Origin of the sequence: Burkholderia sp. MSMB617WGS, assembly GCF_001532025.2 — a bacterium.
In the GTDB taxonomy this organism is placed as follows: Bacteria; Pseudomonadota; Gammaproteobacteria; order Burkholderiales; family Burkholderiaceae; genus Burkholderia; species Burkholderia savannae.
Genome location: NZ_CP013457.1, coordinates 3,308,164 through 3,329,055 on the forward strand (window position 1 = coordinate 3,308,164; position 20,892 = coordinate 3,329,055).

Consider the following 20,892-nt stretch of genomic DNA (forward strand, 5'->3'; position numbering starts at 1 on the left):
TTTGCGACGCGCCGCCGTTTCGAGCCGCCGCGCGCGCTTTCTGCGCATCCCCGCATCCACTAGGAGAAGACCTATGTCAATGGCCGATCGCGACGGCAAGATTTGGATGGACGGCAAGCTGATCGAATGGCGCGACGCCAAGATCCACGTGCTGACCCACACGCTGCACTACGGCATGGGCGTCTTCGAGGGCGTGCGCGCATACAAGACGGCCGACGGCGGCACGGCGATCTTCCGCCTGAAGGAGCACACGAAGCGCCTGCTGAACTCGGCGAAGATCTTCCAGATGGACGTGCCGTTCGACCAGGAAACGCTCGAGGCCGCGCAGCGCGACGTCGTCCGCGAGAACAAGCTCGAGTCGTGCTACCTGCGCCCGATCATCTGGATCGGCTCGGAGAAGCTCGGCGTGTCGGCGAAGGGCAACACGATCCACGTCGCGATCGCGGCCTGGCCGTGGGGCGCGTACCTCGGCGAGGAAGGCCTCGCGAAGGGCATCCGCGTGAAGACGTCGTCGTTCACCCGCCATCACGTGAACGTGGCGATGGTGCGCGCGAAGGCGTCGGGCTGGTACGTGAACTCGATCCTCGCGAACCAGGAAGCGACGGCCGACGGCTACGACGAGGCGCTCCTCCTCGACGTCGACGGCTACGTGTCCGAAGGCTCCGGCGAAAACTTCTTCCTCGTGAACCGCGGCAAGCTGTACACGCCCGATCTCGCGTCGTGCCTCGACGGCATCACGCGCGACACGGTCATCACGCTCGCGAAGGAAGCCGGCGTCGAAGTGATCGAGAAGCGCATCACGCGCGACGAAGTCTACACGGCCGACGAGGCGTTCTTCACCGGCACCGCGGCCGAAGTCACGCCGATCCGCGAGCTCGACAACCGCACGATCGGCAACGGCGCGCGCGGCCCGATCACCGAGAAGCTGCAAAGCGCGTTCTTCGACGTCGTGAACGGCAAGAGCGCGAAGCACGCGGACTGGCTCACCAAAATCTGAACGCGCGGCGCGCCCGTCGCCGGGCGCGCGCGCCTCGCCATCGCCATAACGAGAAAGCCCCATGAGTGAAATCAAGGAAATGCCGCTCATCGAACTGACGGCCAAGGATCTGCCCGCCTACTGCCCGAACCCGGCGATGCCGCGCTGGAGCGCGCATCCGCGCGTGTTCATCGACGTCTCGCACGGCGAGGCGCGCTGCCCGTACTGCGGCACACGCTACAAGCTGCGCGACGGCGAAGTCCTCCGCGGCCACCATTGAGCGCGCGGCGGTTTCACCGCCCGACGCGGCGCGCACCGGCCGACCGGCACGCGCCGCCGCCCCTCCCCAGCAACCCGAGCGCGGCGCATGAGCGTCGCGCTTTATTACGACATCGGAAATCCCCCTGATGCGTCGAGCGTTGGTTATCGCACCGAACTGGATCGGTGACGCATTGATGGCGCAGCCGCTTTTCGCGCTGCTGAGGAAGCTGCATCCCCGCATCGTCATCGACGCCGTGGCCCCGGCGTGGGTCGCGCCCGTGCTCGAGCGGATGCCCGAGATTCACGATGTCCATGCAACCGACCTCGCGCACGGCAAGCTGCAGATGCTGCGCCGCTGGCAGCTCGCGAGCGATCTGCGCGAGCTCGGCTACGACGCCGCGTACGTGCTGCCGAACTCGCTGAAGTCCGCGCTCATCCCGTGGCTCGCGGGCATCCCGCTGCGGGTCGGCTACACGGGCGAGCATCGCTACGCGCTCCTCAACGTGCGCCACGCAAACCCGAGCAAGGCGCGCGACGAGCGCCCGCCGATGGCCCAACATTACGCAACGCTTGCATATGCGCCCGGCGCGAAGCTGCCCGAGTCGTTCAACGCGCTGCCGCCGCCTAGGCTCGAAGCGGACTTGAACGAGACGGCGCGCGTATCCGCGCGCTTCAATCTCGACACGCGCAAGCCGCTCGTCGTGTTCTGCCCGGGCGCCGAATACGGCCCCGCGAAGCGCTGGCCGCCCGAGCATTTCGCCGCGCTCGCGCAAAGCGTGAGCCAGTCGTTTCCCTACACGCAGATCGTCGCGCTCGGCTCGCCGAAGGACGCCGCCGCCGCGCAGGCGATCGCCGAGCGCGCGCCGAACGTGCGCAATCTCTGCGGCCAGACGTCGCTCACCGAGGCGTGCGCGCTGATCGCGCGGGCGAACGCGGTCGTCACGAACGATTCCGGGCTGATGCACGTCGCGGCGGCGCTGCGCCGGCCGCTCGTCGCGCTCTACGGGTCGACCGATCCGCGTCATACCCCGCCGCTGTCGGAGCTGGCAAAGGTACAATGGCTGCATCTCGATTGCAGTCCCTGCTTCGAACGCGAATGCCCGCTCGGCCACCTGAAGTGCCTGCGCGAGCTGAGCCCGGAGCAGGTGTTCGGCGATTTGCGCGGGATGCTCGTCGGACAGCGCTGACGCCCGCGGCCGCAAGGCCGCCCGTCGCGCGGCGCGCACCCCGCACCCGACTCACCGCTAAGCGGGCGGCCCTGCCGATGCACGGGCCGCCTTGATGAAACGGCGCGCGCCGCGCGCGAGAGATAGACCCGATGCCACGTTTTGCCCGCCTCTTCGAAGCCGCCGCCGACACGCTGAACGCGTACTACCAGGCAGTCGCCGACGCCAACCTCGACGCGCTGATGGTCCTCTGGATCGACGAGGACTTCGCCAGCTGCATCTGGTCGGACGGCACGCACCTGCACGGCCTCGAGCAGATCCGAAGCGGGTTCGGCGAGCGCATGTCGACGCAGCCCGTGACGATCGAGCCGCTCGACATCCGCGTCTACGACAGCCTCGGCACCGTCGTCTACACGGTCGCGGAAGCGCACCAGCAGGCCGATCTCACGGCCGAGCCGCAGATGGTGTTCACGACCTACGTGATGATCCACGAGCGCGGCGAATGGCGGATCGCCCACATCCACGCGAGCCCGATCCCCGAGCAGACGGCGGCCCAGTTCGCCGCGAAGATCCGCCACGCGCAGGGGCCGCTCCACTGAGCGAGAGGCGTTCGCAGCGATGAGCACCGCGCTACCCCCCCTTCCCGCTGCCGACGAGACCGCCCGCCCGGCAGCCTCGTCCTTCTATCGCGCGCCGCTTTGGCTGCCGACGAGCCACGCGCAGACGATCGTCCCCGCGCTCCTCGCGCGCCGTCCCGATATTCCGTACCGGCGCGAGCGCTGGGACACGCCGGACGGCGACTTCATCGATGTCGACTGGCTCGCGCATCCGGCGGGCGCCGCGCCCGAGCCGAACGCGCCGCTCGTCGTGCTGTTCCACGGCCTCGAAGGCAGCTCCGATTCGCATTACGCGCGCGTGGTGATGGCGGCCGCCCGCGCGCGCGGCTGGCACGGCGTCGTCCCGCATTTCCGCAGCTGCAGCGGCGAGATGAACCGGATGCCGCGCTTCTATCACCTCGCCGACAGCGCCGAAGTCGACTGGATACTGGCACGGCTCGCGACAAGCCACCGCGGGCCGCTCGTCGCGGTCGGCGTGTCGCTTGGCGGCAACGTGCTGCTGCGCTGGCTCGGCGAGCGGCGCGGCGGCGCCTCGTTCGTCGCGGCGGCCGCGGCGATCTCGGCGCCGCTCGACGTCCACGCGGGCGGGCGCGCGCTGTCGCAAGGCTTCTCGATGGTCTACACGCGCAGCTTCCTGAAGACGCTGAAGCTCAAGGCGCTCCTGAAGCTCGAGCAATACCCCGGGCTCTTCGACAAGGACGCGATGCTCGCCGCGCGCACGATGCACGACTTCGACGACATCGTCACCGCGCCGCTGCACGGCTTCGTCGACGCGAACGACTACTGGACGCAGGCGACGACGCGCCCGCTCCTCGCGGCGATCGACGTGCCGACGCTGATCCTCAACGCGCGCAACGATCCGTTCCTGCCGGCGTCGGCGCTGCCCGGCCCGCGCGACGTGTCGCGCGCGGTCGTGCTCGACCAGCCCGAGCACGGCGGCCACGCGGGCTTCATGACGGGCCCGTTCCCCGGGCGCATCGACTGGCTCCCGGCGCGCGTCTTCGAATTCTGCTCACGGTTCACCGATCATGGATGACATCGTCAAACAGGCGCTCGCCAAGTGGCCGAACGTCCCGCACTGCACCGGATGGCTGCTGCTCGACCGTCGCGGCGGCTGGCGGATGCGCGACGACGCCGCGCAGGCGGCGGGCGCGCTCGGCTCGCCCGTCCGGCACCCGGCGCTCGTCGAGTTCATCGCCCGCAACTACGAGCGCGACGACGAAGGGCAATGGTTCTTCCAGAACGGGCCGCAGCGCGTGTACGTCGAGCTCGCGTACACGCCGTGGATCGTCAGGCTCGCGGCGGATCGCGACACTCCGGCGCGCGTCGCGCTCACCGACCACACGGGCCGCGCGTTCGAGCCGGCGCGCGCGTGGCTCGACGACGCGGGCGGCGTGCTGTTCGCCGACGCGTCGATGCCGCCGCGCGTCGCCGCGCTGCACGATCACGATCTGGGGCTCTTCGCCGATCACGCCGACCTCGACGACGACGGCGCGCACGGCGTGTTGCATCTCGGCGGCGGCGTCGACCTGCCGCTCGAGCCGATCCGGCGCGACGACGTCGCCCAGCGGTTCCGGTTCGTCGCGAGTCCGGCCACGCGCGCGGCCGAACGGCCGGAGGGCTGACGCGGGCAGGCTGACGTGAGTGGGCTGATGCGGGCGGCTGACGTGGGCGGCTGCGACGTGGGTGGGCTGACGCGGACGGCGGACGGCGGACGGCTGACGCGGGCCGCGGACAGCCGCACGCTGCATGTGCGTCAGCGGCAGGCGAACCGCGCGCGGCGCTTGGCCGCTTCGTTCGCGACGTTCACGCCGCGCATGCCGTTCGCGCCGCATATGCCGTTCATGCCGTTCGATTCGTCCGGATTCCATCAGGACATTCGTCGGCCGGCAGCGTGACGAGCCGCGCGGGCCGGCACGTCGCCCGCGACGATCGCGGCGTCGCGCCGCGCGTCACCCGCGCCGGTTGTCCTTGTCGTCTTCCCGCTCTTCCTTGTAGCGCGCCTCGAGCTCGTGCAGCCGCGCGCTGATGATCGACTGCTCGTAGAAGCTCGCCGACCTGAGGTCGCGCGCCTCGCGCAGCTGCCGGATCGCCGACGGCCATGCGCCTTCGAGCGCGAACTTCTCCGCGAGCGCGCGTCGCTGCGCGACCGCGTCGCCGTTGCCCAGGCTCGCCTGCGCGAGAAAGCTCCACCAGTCCGGCTGGCCGGGATCGGTGCTCGCCTCGGACTGCGCGAGCGTTTGCGCCTGCGCGTAGCGGCGCGCGGCGAGCAGCGCCCGCAGGTGCGCGGCGATCGCCGCGTGCGAGCCCGGCCAGCGCTCGCGCGCGGCGGCGGCGAGCCGCACCGCGTCGTCGGTGCGGCCCGCTCGGCGCGCGATCTCGGCCGCGAGCACGTCGAGGCTCGGCGAATTGCGCGCCGAATCGCCCTCGCTGGCCGCCGTGCGCGCGAACACGTCGCGCGCCGCGGCGAGCGCGCGGTCCGCGTCGTCGTAGCGGCCGCCGAGCATCTCGCCGAGCGCGATCCCGTACCAGTTCGCCGCGACGTTCGGCGCGATCCTGTCGTCGAGCTCCACGCGCATCCGCCGCGCCTCGTTCGCGTAATCGGTCGGCGAGCGGTTCTGCAGCATCCGCAGGCGCGCGCGCACGAAGCCGTATTCCGGCGATTGACGCGGCTGCTTGTATGGCGCGCGTCGCGCGCGATCGTCCATGTCGGCGATCCGCTCGCCCGTCAGCGGGTGCGTGCGCGCGTACGCCGGCACGCCCGCGTCGCCCAACGACGCGCGCTCGAGCCGCTCGAAGAAGCCGGGCATCCCGTACGGATCGTAGCCGGCGCCCGCGAGCAATTGAAAGCCGACGCGGTCCGCCTCGCGCTCGGCCGAGCGCGAAAAGCGCAGTTGGCTGTCGACGGCGAACGCCTGGCCGCCCAACGCGATCGCACTGCCGAGATCGCCGCTGCGCGCGAGAATGCCCGCGAGCACGCCGAACAGCATCGTCGCGAGCGCCGCGTAGCCGCTCTTCTCGCTTGCGCCGATCATCCGCGCGATGTGCCGCTGCAGCACGTGCCCCATCTCGTGGCCGATCACCGACGCGAGCTCGGATTCGGTCTGCGTCGTCGCGACGAGCCCGCTGTTGATGCCGATGAAGCCGCCCGGCAGCGAGAACGCGTTGATCTGCGGATCGCGCATCGCGAACAAATCGAAATCGGGCATGTAGCCGCCGATGAACTGCGCGGCGGCGGCCGCCGACAGCTTCGCCGCGACCGAATTCAGGTAGTCGCGCACGAGCCAGTCGTCGAGATAGTCGGGATCGCGCCGCACTTCGCGCATCACGCGCTCGCCGAGACGGCGCTCCGCCTGCGGCGTCAGCGAGCCGCCCGAGCCGTCGCCGAGATCCGGCAGTTGCAACGAGCGAAGCGGCGCGCGCAAACTGGGCGTGCCCGACGCCGGATCGGCGAGCCGGCTTTGCGCGCCGCCATAAGTGCCGAACACGCCGGGCGCGATGCCCGACGGCACGGTCGAGATCGCGTCACGCGCGAGCGGCGCGGCGTCGACGATGCCGGCGGCAGGCGCGGATTCGAGCGGCGGCGCATCGGCCCGCGGCTGCGCGTGGCCGCCGGGCGGCAGGGCGAGCGCCACGGACAGCAAGACGGCAAACGACGATTTGACGCGCATGGGCAAGGATCTGAGCGGCCGTGGCGTAATTGTTCGATGGAGCTGCGTCATTGTAACGGCGCGCGGGCGCCATGCTCGCGACGCCGGCGCCTGTCGAAGCGGTTGAATCGGTGGAAGCGGTTGGATCGATCGGTTCGATCGGTTCGATCGGGGCAGTCGGGGCGGTCGGATTGGCCGGGCCAGCCGACAGGCCGCGCTGCTATGATAGGCGCCCTCTAACGGAGCAAGACATGTCTGGATTCACACACTTCGACGCCGCCGGCCACGCGCACATGGTCGATGTCGGCGACAAGCAGGAGACCAAGCGCATCGCGGTGGCGCGCGGCGCGATCCGGATGCTGCCCGACACGCTCGCGCTGATCCGCGAAGGACGCGCGAAGAAAGGCGACGTGCTCGGCGTCGCGCGGATCGCGGCGATCCAGGGCGCGAAGCGCACGGCCGATCTGATTCCGCTCTGCCACCCGCTCGCGCTGACGCGCGTCGCGGTCGACTTCGAATTCGACGACGCGCTGCCCGGCGTGCGCTGCACCGCGCAAGTCGAGACGCTCGGACGCACCGGCGTCGAGATGGAAGCGCTGACCGCGGTGCAGGTCGGGCTCCTGACGGTCTACGACATGTGCAAGGCCGTCGACCGGGGAATGACGATCACCGACGTGAGCGTGACGGAAAAGCGCGGCGGGAAGTCGGGGGATTGGAAGGCCGGCGAAGCGGGTGCGTGACGCCATCGATCTCGTCCGCGCAAGCACATGAGCAACGCACCGTCGAATCCCGGCGTGGGTCATGCAACTTCGTTGAGCGCGTCGCGGCCGACAGCGGCTTCGAGTTGGAACGATATCGCGCGCTCGCCGCCTTTCCCACAGACGTTTGCGATCCGCATCACCGAGCCGTCTTCGCCGACGGCTCGAAGACGAACGGCCGCGTCAGCGTAAACGGATACCGTTCGCCGCCGCGCGCGGGCGTCTGCGTGCATTCGACCTTCGACATCGCGTCGACGGCCGCGCGATCCGCCGCCGCGTTCCGGCTGCTCGTCGTCACCGCGACGTTCTCCGCATTGCCCGATGCCGTGATCATCGCGCGCACGAGCACGGTCGCCCGGCGCTCGAGCGGCTTCGCGCTGTCCGGATACACCGCGACGGGCATCGTGCATTCGAGCTTCGCCGCATCGCGCGGCGCGAGCGCCGCGCAGCCGGCGAGCAGCGATGCGGCAAGAGGAAGCGTCAGGTACGTCGTCTTGGTCTTCATGTTCGTTGGTCAATCTGCAGCGTCCGTCGCGCGAACCGACGGCGCCCGCATGGCGACCGCCGTGCGATTGCGCACCCCGATTCTTGTTCTGGCTTTCCGTTCTTCTTGCGCACCGGCGCCCGACTTCGGGCGACGCGCGCCATGCCGCACGCCGGCGCGACGCGCATCGCATGCGCAGCGCGCTTCGATTGCGCTTCGATTGCGCTTGGTCCGCGCATCAGCCGCACGCCGATCGCCCGTCGTCCGCACCGGCGGCGCGGCGCCGGCGTCCCGCTTACAACAGCGACTTCGCCTGCGACAGCACCTTGTCGCAAACCTGCTTCGTCAACTGCTGCTTGAAGTTCTGTCCGCCGCTCAGGTCGAGCGTGCGGCCGTTGCCGGCGTCGAGAATGCCGTTCGCGCCGCTCGCGTAGCTGCTGTCCGACGTGACGCCGCCGCCGAGTTTGCTCATCAGCGCGTCCTTCACCGACGAAGCGCCGCCGTCGCCGAGATAGTTGTTCTTGATGCAGAACTGCAACAGGCCCGCGACGTTGCCGGTACTGCCGGGCGTGAGCAGCGAGCCTGCCGATGCCGCTCCGCCCGCGCCGCCGAGATTGCCGAGCGCGCCGGCGATGCCGCCCGCGCCGTTACCGGCGTCGCCGCCTTGCTTGAGTAGATCGCCGAGCTGCGCGTGCGCGGTCGGCAATGACACGATGCTGGCAACCAGGATGCCGGCAGCGGCAATACGATGAGTACGCGTTTTCATGGGCTTCCTCTCAGGGCAAGAAATCGTTCCAGTCGGTGAACACCGCGCCAAAGGATACCCGAACGACGCGGCGCGCATCCGTTCATCCCGGTTCGTCGCGAACGAATGCGGCGCGATTTGACACTGCTTGACGTCATCGCCCGCACGCGGCGGATGACTGGCGTGTTGCGCGCGGTCTCTCGGGGTGCCCGCCGCGCCGATTTCTCGTCGTCGCGAATTCTCGCGGCGGTGGCCAACTCCAACGATGCACGTCGGCAAAGCGATGCCGGCTCATGCGTCGCGCGCGATGCGATTCGCTGCATCGGCGCCGCGGCGCTCACCGTTTCGCGCGCGTGACGAGCCGGCGGAGCGCGCCGCCGCGCATCGCGCGTCACGCGTTGCCGGTGCTGCATCACGCAATCGCGCCCCTCTGTCTTCGCGCCGTCCAATAAAAAACCGCCGCAAGAAGCGGCGGTTTCACGGCCTGCGGCGGGTTCCGGCCCCGAAGCGCCGAGCGCTTCGATATCAATCGTCGCTGTCGTCTTCCTCATCGTCTGCCGATACGGTCGAAGCAGGCGTGCCGTACGTCGCGACGAGCGCCGCCTTGAACGACTTCAGCGACGGCTGATCGTCGAGCAGCTTGTACAGCGCGGCGAGCTGCACCGGCCAGTCGTGCAGTTCTTCCGCGAACACGCGCAGCCGCTCGACCGTGTCGAGCGCGTCGGCCTCACGGCCGTCGAGCGCCTGCAACACCGCGTAGCGGCGCAGCACGGTTTCGCCCGGCAGCAGCGCGATCGCGCGTTCGTGCGCGGCGAGCTTCGCCGGCAGGTTGTCGCGCGAGATCGCGAGCAGCGTCGCCGCGCCGTAATCGCCCCATGCGCCGAACAGGAACGACGGATTTTCGCGGTACTGCTCGGCCGGATTCGTGCCGTAGTACAGCACTTCCGCGCGCTGGTAATCGCGCAGCACCGGATACAGCGATACGAGGCCCGCCACGGACAGCGCCGCGAACAACGCGAACGCGGCGCGGCCCGGCAGCACGCGCAGCGGCTTCGTCTCGAGCAGGCCGATCACGAACATCACGGGCAGCAGGAAGAACGTGTACTGCTGCGGATATTCGACCAGCGCGTGCATCAGCAGAATGCCGACGAGCGCGAAGCCGAACACGCGGCTCTCCGTGTGCGGCACGCGCAGCGCGCGTACGAACCACGCGACGAGCGCGACCACCAGCACGCCGATGCCGAGCAAGCCGGACTTCGCGAGCAGATCGATGAAGATGTCGTGCGAGTTGTTCGCGATCTCGACGCCGCCCAGCTTGCGCACGAGCTCGAACTGGTGAATCGGGAACTCGCCCCAGCCGACGCCGAGCAGCGGATGCTCGCGGAACATCGTGAGGCCGTATTTCCAGAGCGCGAGGCGCGGCGCGATCTGGCCGGCGTCGCGCATGCGGTCGGCGGCCGATTCGGCAAGGCCGAGGTGGTAGTGCACGTTCACCCAGCGCACCGCGACGTTGACCGCGACGAACAACGCACCGAGCACGATCGGAATCGCCCACGCGCGCGCCCGGCTTGCTGCCGGATCGCGCCGGCCCTGCGCGAATGCCATCCAGAAGCCGGCGACGACCATCACGCCCACCTGCAGCCACGGCCCGCGCGACACGGTGAGCGCGAGCCCGACGGACAGGAACACCGACAGCGCCGCCCACGCGAGCGCCGGCATTCGGCGCGTCTGCACGAGATAGAGTGCCCCCGCGAGCGCGAACGCGATGTAGGTCGCGAGGTGATTCGCCTGCGCCATGTTGCCGTACGGCCTGCGATCGACGCTCACGCCGTACGACACGACGAACGGCGAGAACGTCGGCTCCAGATGGAACAGCTGCACGAGCTGGCTGGCGACGGCGAAGATGCCGCCGACGATGGTCGCGCCCGCGATCATCCGCGCGACCATATCGGCCATGTTCGCGCGCGCGAGCGCGTAGCCCGACTGCATCGCGACGAGCGCGCCGAGCAAATAGCCCACCGCGAGCCAGTTCATCGACGGTTGACGCAGCGGCAGCAGCGCGACCTGCGCGAGCAGCACCGCGCCGAACCCGAGCGGCGCGACGAGCGCCAACGGCGCCGCGAAAGGCTGCGCGGTGCGCTCGGCTTTCACGAGCAGGACGACGGTCGCGCCGAGCACCCAATACAGCGCGAACGCGGCGAATTCGGAATAGAAGGTCGGGATCGGATACGTGTGATTCGTGACCGCATACGGCAGGATCAGGGCGACTGCAAGCGCGATCAGCGACAAAGAACGCAGAAAAGAGGAAGGCATGAGCGAACCGGGTGTCAGCAACCGGCGCACTATACAAAAAAAACCTCCCGCTGTGCGGGCCCGGAGCACCGGTCGCACCTCGTCATCGCGTCACGCACCAATGCGGTGCCGCGGCAATGGCCTGTTTGTCGGCCAATGCCCGCGACGTCCGGCGCGGCCCCCGCCCATCGCTCGCCCCGTCCCCTCGCTACGCACCCCGCCGTGCCCTTCCGGCGCTTCGCCGCCGCCCGCCGCCGCCCTTCACGCGCGACACTCCGGCGGCGCGAGCTTGCCGGCCAGGGTCGGCGCGTCGGTCGGCATCGGCCCGGCGCCCGGCGCGGGAAGCGACGACGACGCCTTGCCGTCGACAAAGCACTCCCACGTGATCGCGCCCGCCTGGACGACGCCCTTCGACAGCGCGACGCGCGCCGTCGGCGTGTCCGCCCGGTCCGGCGCCGACGGCACGAGCACGAGCGTATTCGCGCCCGCCGCCGCGACGCGCGTCGTGAATGCGACCACGATCTGCCCGGTGTCGTCGTCGACGCGAATCGATTCGACGTTGCGCGTGCCCGGCGGCGACACGTAGCCGCCCGCGAAACCGCCGCCGCTCGCCGCGTTCTCCGCGACCGCGAGCCGCGCGGACGCCGCGAGCGCGAGCCCCTCGCCGACCCGGCTGCGCGCGAGGTAATCCTGATACGCGGGAATCGCGTACGCCGCGACGACACCGACGATCGCAAGCACGATCATCAATTCGATCAACGTGAAGCCGCGGCCACGCCCCGCCGCGAGCCTCGATGCGCGCCACATCCGGCGCAGCGCGCGCACGCCGCCCACGCGCGGCAGTGAAAGCGCCGAAAACGACGATAAAACGGAAAGATCTTCGCTCATGACAGGCTCCGAAAACGAAACACGCCTGCCGGATGAGGCAGGCGTGTCGATCGTAGCCAGCGGCCGGCGACGCGGGCAGTCGGCCGGACGGCCGACGCCGCGAAACGCGTGCGTCGGTCAGCGGGAGCCCGCCGCGCCCGATGCCGCGCGCCGCTTCTTCAGCGCGTAGCCGGCGATCACGACGAAGAGCGCGCCCGCGACGCTCGCGCCGTAGATCGCGGCGGGCGTGTCGAGGAGCGGCCAGCGGTCGCCCGCCGGATCGTTGACCATCAGGCCGCCGGCGATCCAGCCGAGCAGCGCCGCGCCGAGCGTGATGAAGATCGGGAAGCGATCGAGCAGCTTGAGGACGAGCGTGCTGCCCCAGACGATGATCGGAATGCTCACGAGCAGGCCGAAGATCACGAGCGCGATCCGGTGGCCCGGGTCCGCCTGTTCGGCCGCGCCGGCGATCGCGATCACGTTGTCGAGGCTCATCACCGCGTCGGCGATCACGATCGTCTTCACCGCGTCCCACAGCCTGTCGGCGGGCTTGATGCTGTCGTGCGCGTCGTCGGCGGGCGCCATCAGCCGCACGCCGATCCACAGCAGCAGCACGCCGCCCGCGAACTTCAGGAGCGGCACGTCGAGCAGCAGCACCGCGAACGCGATCAGCACCACGCGCAGCACGATCGCGCCCGCCGTCCCCCACAGCACGCCGCGCACGCGCTGTTGCGCGGGCAGGTTGCGGCAGGCGAGCGCGATCACGACCGCGTTGTCGCCGCCGAGCAGGATGTCGATGACGACGATTTGCGCGACGGCGCCCCAATGGAGCGAGGCGAAGAATTCGAACATGAGAGCGAAGCGAAGGAAGTGGGGCCGGCATGCGTTCCGCCCGCGCCGGGCGGCCCGGCGCAAGGCTTACGGAACGATTGCGCGAGCATAACAAAAAACGCCGGCTAAGCCGGCGTTTTTCGTGGCGATGAAACCGATGCTTACAGCGCTGCCTTCAGCAGGCGGCCCATCTCCGACGGATTGCGCGTAACCGTGATGCCGCACGCTTCCATGATTTCCAGCTTCGCTTCGGCCGTATCCGCGCCGCCCGAGATCAGCGCGCCGGCGTGGCCCATGCGCTTGCCCGGAGGCGCCGTGACGCCCGCGATGAAGCCGACGACCGGCTTCTTCATGTTGTCCTTGATCCACTGCGCGGCGTTCGCTTCGTCCGGACCGCCGATTTCGCCGATCATCACGACCGCGTCCGTATCCGGATCGTCGTTGAACATCTTCATCACGTCGATGTGCTTCAGGCCGTTGATCGGATCGCCGCCGATACCGACCGCCGACGACTGGCCGAGGCCCAGTGCCGTCAGCTGCGCCACGGCTTCATACGTCAGCGTGCCCGAACGCGACACGACGCCGATGCGGCCCTTGCGGTGGATGTGACCCGGCATGATGCCGATCTTCAGTTCGTCCGGCGTGATCGTGCCCGGGCAGTTCGGCCCGAGCAGCAGCGTCTTGCGGCCTTCGCGGCGCATGCGGTCCTTCACTTCGATCATGTCGCGCACGGGGATGCCTTCCGTGATGCAGATCGCGAGATCGAGATCGGCTTCGACCGCTTCCCAGATCGCAGCCGCGGCGCCCGCCGGCGGAACGTAAATGACCGACACGGTCGCGCCGGTTTCTTCCTTCGCTTCCTTGACGCTCGCGTAGATCGGAATGCCTTCGAAATCCTCGCCGGCCTTCTTCGGGTTCACGCCCGCGACGAACGCTTCGCGGCCGTTTGCGTATTCACGGCAGGCGCGCGTGTGGAACTGGCCGGTCTTGCCGGTGATGCCCTGCGTGATGACCTTCGTGTCTTTGTTGATCAGAATCGACATGTAATGACCTCTGTTCGATCGGCGTCGCGAGAAAACCGCGCCGCCATGCGTGTTCAATGTTGCGCTCGGGAAAACGCCGGGCTGCCCCGAATCCTCCCGCCCCGCTTGGGGGCCTGGCGCGCGGCGCCAGGTGCGGGCGGCTCGTTACTTGCCCGCAGCCGCGGCGACGACCTTCTGCGCCGCTTCTTCCATGCTGTCCGCCGAGATGATCGGCAGGCCGGATTCCGCAAGCATCTTCTTGCCGAGGTCTTCGTTCGTGCCCTTCATGCGCACGACGAGCGGCACGTTCAGGTTCACGGCCTTCGAGCCCGCGATCACGCCTTCCGCGATCACGTCGCAGCGCATGATGCCGCCGAAGATGTTCACGAGGATCGCCTTCAGGCCCGGGTTCTTCAGCATCAGCTTGAACGCTTCGGTGACCTTCTCGGTCGTCGCGCCGCCGCCCACGTCGAGGAAGTTAGCCGGCTCGCCGCCGAACAGCTTGATCGTGTCCATCGTCGCCATCGCGAGGCCCGCGCCGTTCACGAGGCAGCCGATGTTGCCGTCGAGCGAGATGTACGCGAGATCGAACTTCGACGCCTCGATTTCAGCCGGATCTTCCTCGTCCAGATCGCGGTACGCGACGATTTCCGGATGACGGAACAGCGCGTTCGAATCGAAGTTGAACTTCGCGTCGAGCGCGATCACCTTGCCGTCGCCCGTCAGCACGAGCGGGTTGATTTCGGCGAGCGACGCGTCCGTTTCCCAGAACGACTTGTACAGGCCCTTCAGGATTTCGCGCGCTTGCGCAAGCGACGCGTCCGGCACGCCGATCTTCTTCGCGAGATCGTCGGCTTCGGCGTCCTGCAGGCCCAGCGACGGCTCGACGGCGACCTTGTGGATCGCTTCCGGCGTCTTTTCCGCGACTTCCTCGATGTCCATGCCGCCTTCGCTCGACGCCATCACGACGACCTTCTGCGACACGCGGTCGATCACGATGCCGACATACAGTTCCTTCTTGATGTCCGCGCCTTCTTCGATCAGCAGACGGTTGACCTTCTGGCCTTCCGGACCGGTCTGGTGCGTCTTCAGCTGCATGCCGAGGATCTGGTTCGCGTACTCGCGCACTTGCTCGAGCGACTTCGCGACCTTCACGCCGCCGCCCTTGCCGCGGCCGCCCGCATGAATCTGGGCCTTGACGACCCAGACCGGGCCGCCCAGCTCTTCCGCCACCTTGACGGCCTCGTCCACCGAGAACGCCGGCTTGCCGCGCGGTACCGCGACTCCGAATTTCCGCAGGATTTCCTTACCCTGGTACTCGTGAATCTTCATGCGTGATTCCTTCAGTCTGTGAGTTGGCTAAAAAAAGTCGATTGACGATCGCTTCTTCTGACGATTCAAGCGTTCGCCCTCATTCCTTCGCACCGTCCGAGCCCTCGCGCGCGGGGCGGCTCGCGCCGTACCAACGCGGATAGAACTGCCGAACCGCTTCTCCGTCGAACCGCAGCGCGTGACAACGGCCGAGCTGGAACGGCGGCTCCGCGGCCGGCTGGCCTCGCCCGTCCGTCTGGCCGCCCAATTGCTCGCGCACGTCCCATACGTCGCCCGCGAACGCCTGGATCGCGGCCGTCGGCAACACCGCGCACAGCTCGGTCAGGTGCGAGCAGCCGGCGACGCCCGACAGCAGCCGGGAGACGTCGCGACGGAAATGGCGGAAGAGGTTGAGCCCGATGAGGACGCGGTAGGCGGATTGGGCGGATTCGCATTGACCGGGATAGGGTACCCAGTCGGACGACGCGTCGACGTCGACGATATTGAGTTCGCGATCGATCGTGACGCGCAGCCAGAGCTCGTGAATCGGCAGGCCGTTCGGCCTGGCGCCAGACGCGAGCGCGACGTCGCGCGGCTTGTGATCGGTCAGGCAGGCTTCGATGTCCCACAAGCCGTCGGCACGCTCGTAGGCTTCCGCTCGAATTGCGCGGCGATGGCGCAACTGACGGGATACGGGCTCGGATAGCGGCATGCGGGAAGGTGAAGCCGAAGAGGGAAACTCGGCGATTTTAGCATATCGCCCGCCCGTGCCCGGTCTGGCCCCGTGCGAGGTTTCGAGGGTTTCGGGGCGCGATGCGGTCGGTGGTCGGTGGTCGGTGGTCGGTGGTCGGCGGTCGGCGGTCGGCGGTCGGCGGTCGGCGGTCGGCGGTCGGCGGTCGGCGGTCGGCGGTCGGCGGTCGGCGGTCGGCGGTCGGCGGTCGGCGGTCGGCGGTCGATGGTCGATGGTCGATGGTCGATGGTCGATGGTCGATGGTCGATGGTCGATGGTCGATGGTCGATGGTCGATGGTCGATGGTCGATTAGTCAGCGTAGCGGCTCACGGGGCCGTTGCAAGGCATTCGTGCAAATTCTTGCATCGGGCCCTGCCGTCCGACGCAAGCTGGAGAAAGCGAATCAGCGAAAGCGCACCGGCGCAACCGGCTCGTTGCGTTCAATCGCCGCCGAATTCGTCGACGTCGCCTTTCAGTAACTTGGCGATCGTCGCGCTCGAAAAACCGCGCATCGCAAGAAAGCGCGCCTGCTTCGCGCGCTCGGCAGGTGTTTGCGGCACAGTGCCGAACTTCTTGCGCCAAACCGACTGAGCGCGCTCGAATTCACTCTCGCGCAATCGAGTGCCGACGGCCTCGACGAGCGCGTCGCCGACCGCATGACGCTTCAACTCGCCGACGATGCGCGCCGAACCGACGCGCGACGCGCGCCGATGCACGAGGCTTTCGGCGAACCGCGAGTCGGACAGCCAGTTTTCCCGCTCGAGCGCATCGAGCAACGACTCGATATCGTCACTTTCTTCGGCGTGCGGCGCGAGCTTGCGTGCAAGCTCCGCGCGGCTGTATTCGCGACGCGACAAATAGGCAATCGCGCGCCCTTTGAGCGTGCGCGCGGGACGCTGCGATGCCGGCGAGCGCTCGGCGCCCCCGGACGCGGGCGCGGACGAATCGGAATGAAAAGGCGGCGCGCGCCGACGCGACCGGGGCCCGACCTGACTCGTTCGCGTATAGACGTCGCCCGCCGTCTCCCCCCGCTCCTTCGCGGACGAAAACGCTGACGACGCCCGCGAGCGGCCTTCGGTACGCAAGCCGCCTGCCCGACCGCCGCCGGACACATCGTCGTTCGCACCGACGACGCTTGCCGACGAACGCCGCCGCGCAGCGTCGTGAGCATCGAACGATTCGTACGGATCGAAGGAATCGTCCGATTCCAGCGCAACCGTTCGCCCAAACGAAACGAGGGCATCATCGGATGCCCTCGCTGCCGGGCGGCCGACCGGCCGCCCTTCGCTCGAAACCGTCGTGCGCGCTTCGCGTTCGACGCGGGGCTCGTCGGCGGACACCGTCCGCGCACCGTGCCCTGCCTGCCGCGAATCCGCGCCCTCCCGGTTCTTGCGCATTACTCCTCTTCGTCCATGATCTCGGCTTCGGAATTGGCACCCTGCGGCATCGCGGCGACGCCGAGCGATTCGCGAATGCGATTCTCGATCTCACGCGCGATTTCCGGATTCTCGCGCAGGAATTCGCGCGCGTTATCCTTACCCTGGCCGATCTTCTCGCCGTTATAGCTGTACCACGCGCCCGCCTTGTCGACGATCTTCGCCTGCACGCCGAGATCGATGATCTCGCCCTGACGCGAAATGCCTTCGCCGTACAGGATGTCGAAGATCGCTTCGCGGAACGGCGGCGACACCTTGTTCTTGACGACCTTCACGCGCGTTTCGTTGCCGATCACCTCGTCGTTCTTCTTGATCGAGCCGATCCGGCGGATGTCGAGGCGCACCGACGAATAGAACTTCAGCGCGTTGCCGCCCGTCGTGGTTTCCGGGTTGCCGAACATCACGCCGATCTTCATCCGGATCTGGTTGATGAAGATCACGAGGCAGTTCGTCCGCTTGATCGTGCCCGTCAGCTTGCGCAGCGCCTGCGACATCAGGCGAGCCTGCAGGCCCGGCAGCGAATCGCCCATCTCGCCTTCGATTTCGGCCTTCGGCACGAGCGCCGCGACCGAGTCGATGACGATCATGTCGATCGAGCCCGAGCGCACCAGCGCGTCGGTGATTTCCAGCGCCTGCTCGCCGGTGTCCGGCTGCGAGATCAGCAGCTCCGGCACGTTCACGCCGAGCTTCGATGCGTACTGAACGTCGAGCGCGTGTTCCGCATCGATGAACGCCGCGGTGCCGCCCAGCTTCTGCAGCTCGGCGATCACCTGCAGCGTGAGCGTCGTCTTGCCGGACGATTCCGGCCCGTAGATTTCGACCACACGGCCGCGCGGCAAGCCGCCGACGCCGAGCGCGATGTCGAGGCCGAGCGACCCCGTGGACACCACCTGGATATCCTCGACCGCCTCGCCGTCGCCGAGCCGCATGATCGACCCTTTGCCGAACTGCTTCTCGATCTGCGCGAGCGCGGCGGCAAGCGCCTTGCTCTTTTCGGCAGTCAGCCCGGAGCCTTTCTTGCTTTCTTCCATGAATCGTCCTTTGCTATGATGAGCAGCGTCTGATACAAACGCACCGGCTTCGACACGGCCAGCAAGCCGTTAGGTGCGCGATGCAGATACTGTATAAAAAAACAGTGGTTTATGCAAGCCCGCGTTGCGGGCAGGCATCGCCCATATTTCGGAGACAGCCGCGCGCAGCGCCATCGCCGCGGAGCAGCAATCGGTTGCGCATCATGCGAATTCTCATCGCCGAAGACGACAGCATACTCGCGGACGGTCTCACCCGGTCACTCCGCCAATCGGGCTATGCCGTCGATCACGTGAGGAACGGCGTCGAGGCCGACACGGCCCTGTCGATGCAGGCGTTCGACCTGCTGATCCTCGATCTCGGCCTGCCCAAAATGTCCGGCCTCGACGTGCTGCGGCGCCTGCGCGCGCGCAATTCGAACCTTCCCGTGCTGATCCTGACGGCCGCCGACAGCGTCGACGAGCGCGTGAAGGGGCTCGATCTCGGCGCCGACGACTACATGGCGAAACCGTTCGCCCTCAACGAGCTCGAAGCGCGCGTGCGCGCGCTGACGCGGCGCGGCGCGGGCGGCGGGCCGACCGTCGTGCGGCACGGCTCGCTGTCGTTCGACCAGGTCGGCCGGATCGCCTATGCGAACGACCGCGTGCTCGAGCTGTCCGCGCGCGAACTCGGGCTGCTCGAGGTGCTGCTGCAGCGGATCGGCCGGCTCGTGTCGAAAGAGCAGCTCGTCGATCACTTGTGCGAATGGGGCGAGGAAGTCAGCAACAACGCGATCGAAGTCTACGTCCACCGGCTGCGCAAGAAGATCGAGCCGAGCGGCGTGCGCATCACCACCGTGCGCGGCCTCGGCTACTGCCTCGAGAAAGCCGCGCCCGCGGCGAACGACGCGCCGGCCGCAGCCGCGCCGCAGCCGGCCGCCTCCGCCGCGAGCCCGTCGCTGCGCTGAGCCCACCCGCGAGCGAGCGGCCGATGGCCACGCCGGTCCGTTCCCCTCACGCCGCGCGCGGCCCGGCCGATGCGGCATCCGATGCGGACGCCGCGCGCGACGCGCGCTACGAGAACCCGTTCGCGCCGCCAGACGAAACCGATGCCGCCGAAGGCCCCCGCCCGCGCTCGCTGTTCGGCGAGATTCTCGACTGGATGCTCGCGCCGCTCCTCCTGCTCTGGCCGATGAGCATCGCCGTCACTTATCTCGTCGCGAAAACGATCGCGAACGGCCCGTTCGACCGCGCGCTCGAAACCGACGCGTACGTGCTCGCGCGGCAGATCACGCCGGTCAACGGCGTCGCCGAACTGAAACTGCCGCAGGCGACGCTCGACTTCCTGCGCGCCGACAACGTCGACAGCCTGTACTTCCAGGTGCTCGGCACGCGCGGCGAGCTCGTCGCGGGCGAGGCCGACCTGCCGCTGCCGCGCGACGACGACCGGCCGTCGCCCGGCGTCGTCGTGTTCCGCGACGACATGCTGCGCGGCAACGACGTGCGCGTCGCGTACACGACCGTCGCGCTGCCGGGCGCGACGGGCTCGCAGCCCGTGCTCGTGCAGGTCGGCGAGACGCTCGACAAGCGCAACGCGCTCGCGAACGACATCATCAAGGGCGTGATCCTGCCGCAGTTCGTGATCCTGCCGCTCGCGATCCTGCTCGTCTGGTTCGGGCTGTCGCGCGGGCTCGCGCCGCTCACCGCGCTGCAGACGCACATCCGCAACCGGCGCCCGGACGACCTGTCGCCCGTCGAGGCGAAGCGCGCGCCGCCCGAGATCGAGCCGCTCGTCACGTCGTTCAACGATCTGCTCGCGCGCCTCGAGCAGAACATCACGCTGCAAAAGCGCTTCATCGCCGACGCCGCGCATCAGATGAAAACCCCGCTCGCCGGCTTGCGCACGCAGGCCGAATTCGCGCTGCGCCACGAAGTGCCGGACGACGTCGCGCGCTCGCTCGAGCAGATCGCGACGAGCTCCGAGCAGGCGGCGCGGCTCGTCACCCAGTTGCTCGCGCTCGCGCGCGCGGAAAACCGCGCGACGGGGCTCACGTTCGAGCCCGTCGAAATCGCGACGCTCGCGCGGCAGGCCGTGCGCGACTGGGTGCAGGCCGCGCTCGCGAAGCAAATGGACCTCGGCTACGAAGGCCCGGACGCCGCCGCCGGGCCGCTTCGCATCGACGGTCACCCGGTGATGCTGCGCGAGATGCTCGGCAACCTGATCGACAACGCGATCCGCTACACGCCGGCGGGCGGCCGCATCACCGTGCGCGTGCGGGCCGATCGCGCGGCCCGCGTCGTGCATGTCGAAGTCGAGGACACGGGCCCCGGCATTCCGGCGAACGAGCGCGAGCGCGTCGTCGAGCGCTTCTACCGAATCCTCGGCCGCGAAGGCGACGGCAGCGGGCTCGGCCTCGCGATCGTTCGCGAGATCGTCGCGCAGCACGGCGGCACGCTGACGATCGACGACAACGTGTATCAAACGTCGCCGCGCCTCGCCGGCACGCTCGTGCGCGTGAGCCTCGGCTTACGGCCGGCGGCCCCGGAATAACCCTAAGCGGCCCGGCCGCCCGCACGGCCAAAAAAGCACGTACGCGACTTTTGAGGCAAAAATAAATACACTTAAGCGACGAAGGTCGACATAAACCACAAATCGAAGGTGCGAGATTTTGACGCGCCGAGTCAGTGCGCCGTAAGTTTGCCCTCCAATAATCGACTCGGAGCCGCCCTCTCGCGAG

21 protein-coding genes are annotated in these 20,892 nt (G+C 68.5%); 10 read left to right on the plus strand and 11 right to left on the minus strand.

Translation table 11 applies throughout. The features are described from left to right. The first annotated feature begins 73 nt into the window (after window positions 1-73). The 6 genes from WT60_RS16315 to WT60_RS16340 all read left to right on the plus strand — a co-directional run bounded on the left by WT60_RS16315 (window position 74) and on the right by WT60_RS16340 (window position 4,645). Window positions 74-997, plus strand: coding sequence for a branched-chain amino acid transaminase (locus tag WT60_RS16315; protein ID WP_060821228.1), 924 nt, complete (start codon window positions 74-76; stop codon window positions 995-997). A gap of 61 nt (window positions 998-1,058) precedes the next feature. Then, window positions 1,059-1,256, plus strand: coding sequence for a zinc-finger domain-containing protein (locus WT60_RS16320; protein ID WP_004197553.1), 198 nt, complete (start codon window positions 1,059-1,061; stop codon window positions 1,254-1,256). A gap of 127 nt (window positions 1,257-1,383) precedes the next feature. Next, complete coding sequence (waaF, locus tag WT60_RS16325; RefSeq protein ID WP_060356844.1) at window positions 1,384-2,424, plus strand: lipopolysaccharide heptosyltransferase II; 1,041 nt, start codon at window positions 1,384-1,386, stop codon at window positions 2,422-2,424. 131 nt (window positions 2,425-2,555) lie between these two features. After that, entirely contained in the window at window positions 2,556-3,002 is a 447-nt protein-coding gene (locus WT60_RS16330; protein ID WP_038751681.1) for a nuclear transport factor 2 family protein, read from the plus strand. Window positions 3,003-3,021: 19 nt separating this feature from the next. Next, window positions 3,022-4,056, plus strand: a complete 1,035-nt coding sequence (locus WT60_RS16335) for a hydrolase (protein ID WP_038751684.1) — start codon at window positions 3,022-3,024, stop codon at window positions 4,054-4,056. Then, on the plus strand, window positions 4,049-4,645 hold the full coding sequence (locus WT60_RS16340) for a DUF2946 family protein (RefSeq protein WP_060356843.1): 597 nt from the start codon (window positions 4,049-4,051) through the stop codon (window positions 4,643-4,645). Before WT60_RS16335 ends, WT60_RS16340 begins: the two co-directional genes overlap by 8 nt. Before the next feature lie 327 nt (window positions 4,646-4,972). On the opposite strand, the gene WT60_RS16350 is transcribed toward WT60_RS16340, so the two are convergent. Continuing rightward, the gene (locus WT60_RS16350; protein WP_060356842.1) at window positions 4,973-6,691 is read right to left on the minus strand and encodes a M48 family metalloprotease; all 1,719 of its coding nucleotides are present in this window, start codon (window positions 6,689-6,691) and stop codon (window positions 4,973-4,975) included. Window positions 6,692-6,921: 230 nt separating this feature from the next. On the opposite strand from WT60_RS16350, the gene moaC reads away from it, so the two are divergent. Continuing rightward, window positions 6,922-7,410 (plus strand): cyclic pyranopterin monophosphate synthase MoaC, encoded by a 489-nt coding sequence (gene moaC / locus WT60_RS16355; RefSeq protein ID WP_038751717.1) that lies wholly within the window; start codon window positions 6,922-6,924, stop codon window positions 7,408-7,410. A gap of 157 nt (window positions 7,411-7,567) precedes the next feature. On the opposite strand, the gene WT60_RS16360 is transcribed toward moaC, so the two are convergent. Continuing rightward, window positions 7,568-7,933 (minus strand): TonB family protein, encoded by a 366-nt coding sequence (locus WT60_RS16360; protein ID WP_060356841.1) that lies wholly within the window; start codon window positions 7,931-7,933, stop codon window positions 7,568-7,570. Window positions 7,934-8,207: 274 nt separating this feature from the next. Beyond that, window positions 8,208-8,678, minus strand: a complete 471-nt coding sequence (locus WT60_RS16365; protein ID WP_059647226.1) for a DUF2501 domain-containing protein — start codon at window positions 8,676-8,678, stop codon at window positions 8,208-8,210. 117 nt (window positions 8,679-8,795) lie between these two features. Here WT60_RS16365 and WT60_RS33755 point away from each other — a divergent pair, with 117 nt between their 5' ends. After that, the gene (locus tag WT60_RS33755) at window positions 8,796-9,014 is read left to right on the plus strand and encodes a hypothetical protein (protein WP_145986810.1); all 219 of its coding nucleotides are present in this window, start codon (window positions 8,796-8,798) and stop codon (window positions 9,012-9,014) included. A gap of 168 nt (window positions 9,015-9,182) precedes the next feature. Here WT60_RS33755 and WT60_RS16375 read toward each other — a convergent pair whose 3' ends face one another. The 8 genes from WT60_RS16375 to recA form a co-directional block, all read right to left on the minus strand. After that, complete coding sequence (locus WT60_RS16375) at window positions 9,183-10,970, minus strand: Wzy polymerase domain-containing protein (protein WP_060356839.1); 1,788 nt, start codon at window positions 10,968-10,970, stop codon at window positions 9,183-9,185. Between the two features lie 240 nt (window positions 10,971-11,210). After that, window positions 11,211-11,756: a type IV pilus assembly protein PilA gene (gene pilA / locus WT60_RS16380; protein WP_081989928.1), complete on the minus strand. Its 546-nt coding sequence runs from the start codon at window positions 11,754-11,756 to the stop codon at window positions 11,211-11,213. Between the two features lie 198 nt (window positions 11,757-11,954). Next, window positions 11,955-12,668: a TerC family protein gene (locus tag WT60_RS16385; RefSeq protein ID WP_038751703.1), complete on the minus strand. Its 714-nt coding sequence runs from the start codon at window positions 12,666-12,668 to the stop codon at window positions 11,955-11,957. Between the two features lie 140 nt (window positions 12,669-12,808). Then, the gene (gene sucD / locus WT60_RS16390; protein WP_038713009.1) at window positions 12,809-13,690 is read right to left on the minus strand and encodes a succinate--CoA ligase subunit alpha; all 882 of its coding nucleotides are present in this window, start codon (window positions 13,688-13,690) and stop codon (window positions 12,809-12,811) included. 144 nt (window positions 13,691-13,834) lie between these two features. Beyond that, window positions 13,835-15,001, minus strand: a complete 1,167-nt coding sequence (gene sucC, locus WT60_RS16395; RefSeq protein WP_038751706.1) for an ADP-forming succinate--CoA ligase subunit beta — start codon at window positions 14,999-15,001, stop codon at window positions 13,835-13,837. Between the two features lie 79 nt (window positions 15,002-15,080). Then, window positions 15,081-15,692 (minus strand): DUF2889 domain-containing protein, encoded by a 612-nt coding sequence (locus tag WT60_RS16400; protein ID WP_038751708.1) that lies wholly within the window; start codon window positions 15,690-15,692, stop codon window positions 15,081-15,083. A 459-nt stretch (window positions 15,693-16,151) separates the two neighbouring features. Further along, complete coding sequence (gene recX, locus WT60_RS16415; protein WP_060356837.1) at window positions 16,152-17,108, minus strand: recombination regulator RecX; 957 nt, start codon at window positions 17,106-17,108, stop codon at window positions 16,152-16,154. Next, complete coding sequence (gene recA, locus WT60_RS16420; protein ID WP_038748937.1) at window positions 17,108-18,178, minus strand: recombinase RecA; 1,071 nt, start codon at window positions 18,176-18,178, stop codon at window positions 17,108-17,110. Before recA ends, recX begins: the two co-directional genes overlap by 1 nt. Before the next feature lie 203 nt (window positions 18,179-18,381). Here recA and WT60_RS16425 point away from each other — a divergent pair, with 203 nt between their 5' ends. Beyond that, window positions 18,382-19,122, plus strand: a complete 741-nt coding sequence (locus tag WT60_RS16425) for a response regulator transcription factor (protein ID WP_038748972.1) — start codon at window positions 18,382-18,384, stop codon at window positions 19,120-19,122. 23 nt (window positions 19,123-19,145) lie between these two features. Beyond that, the gene (locus WT60_RS16430) at window positions 19,146-20,705 is read left to right on the plus strand and encodes a sensor histidine kinase N-terminal domain-containing protein (RefSeq protein ID WP_060356836.1); all 1,560 of its coding nucleotides are present in this window, start codon (window positions 19,146-19,148) and stop codon (window positions 20,703-20,705) included. Window positions 20,706-20,892: the final 187 nt, after the last annotated feature.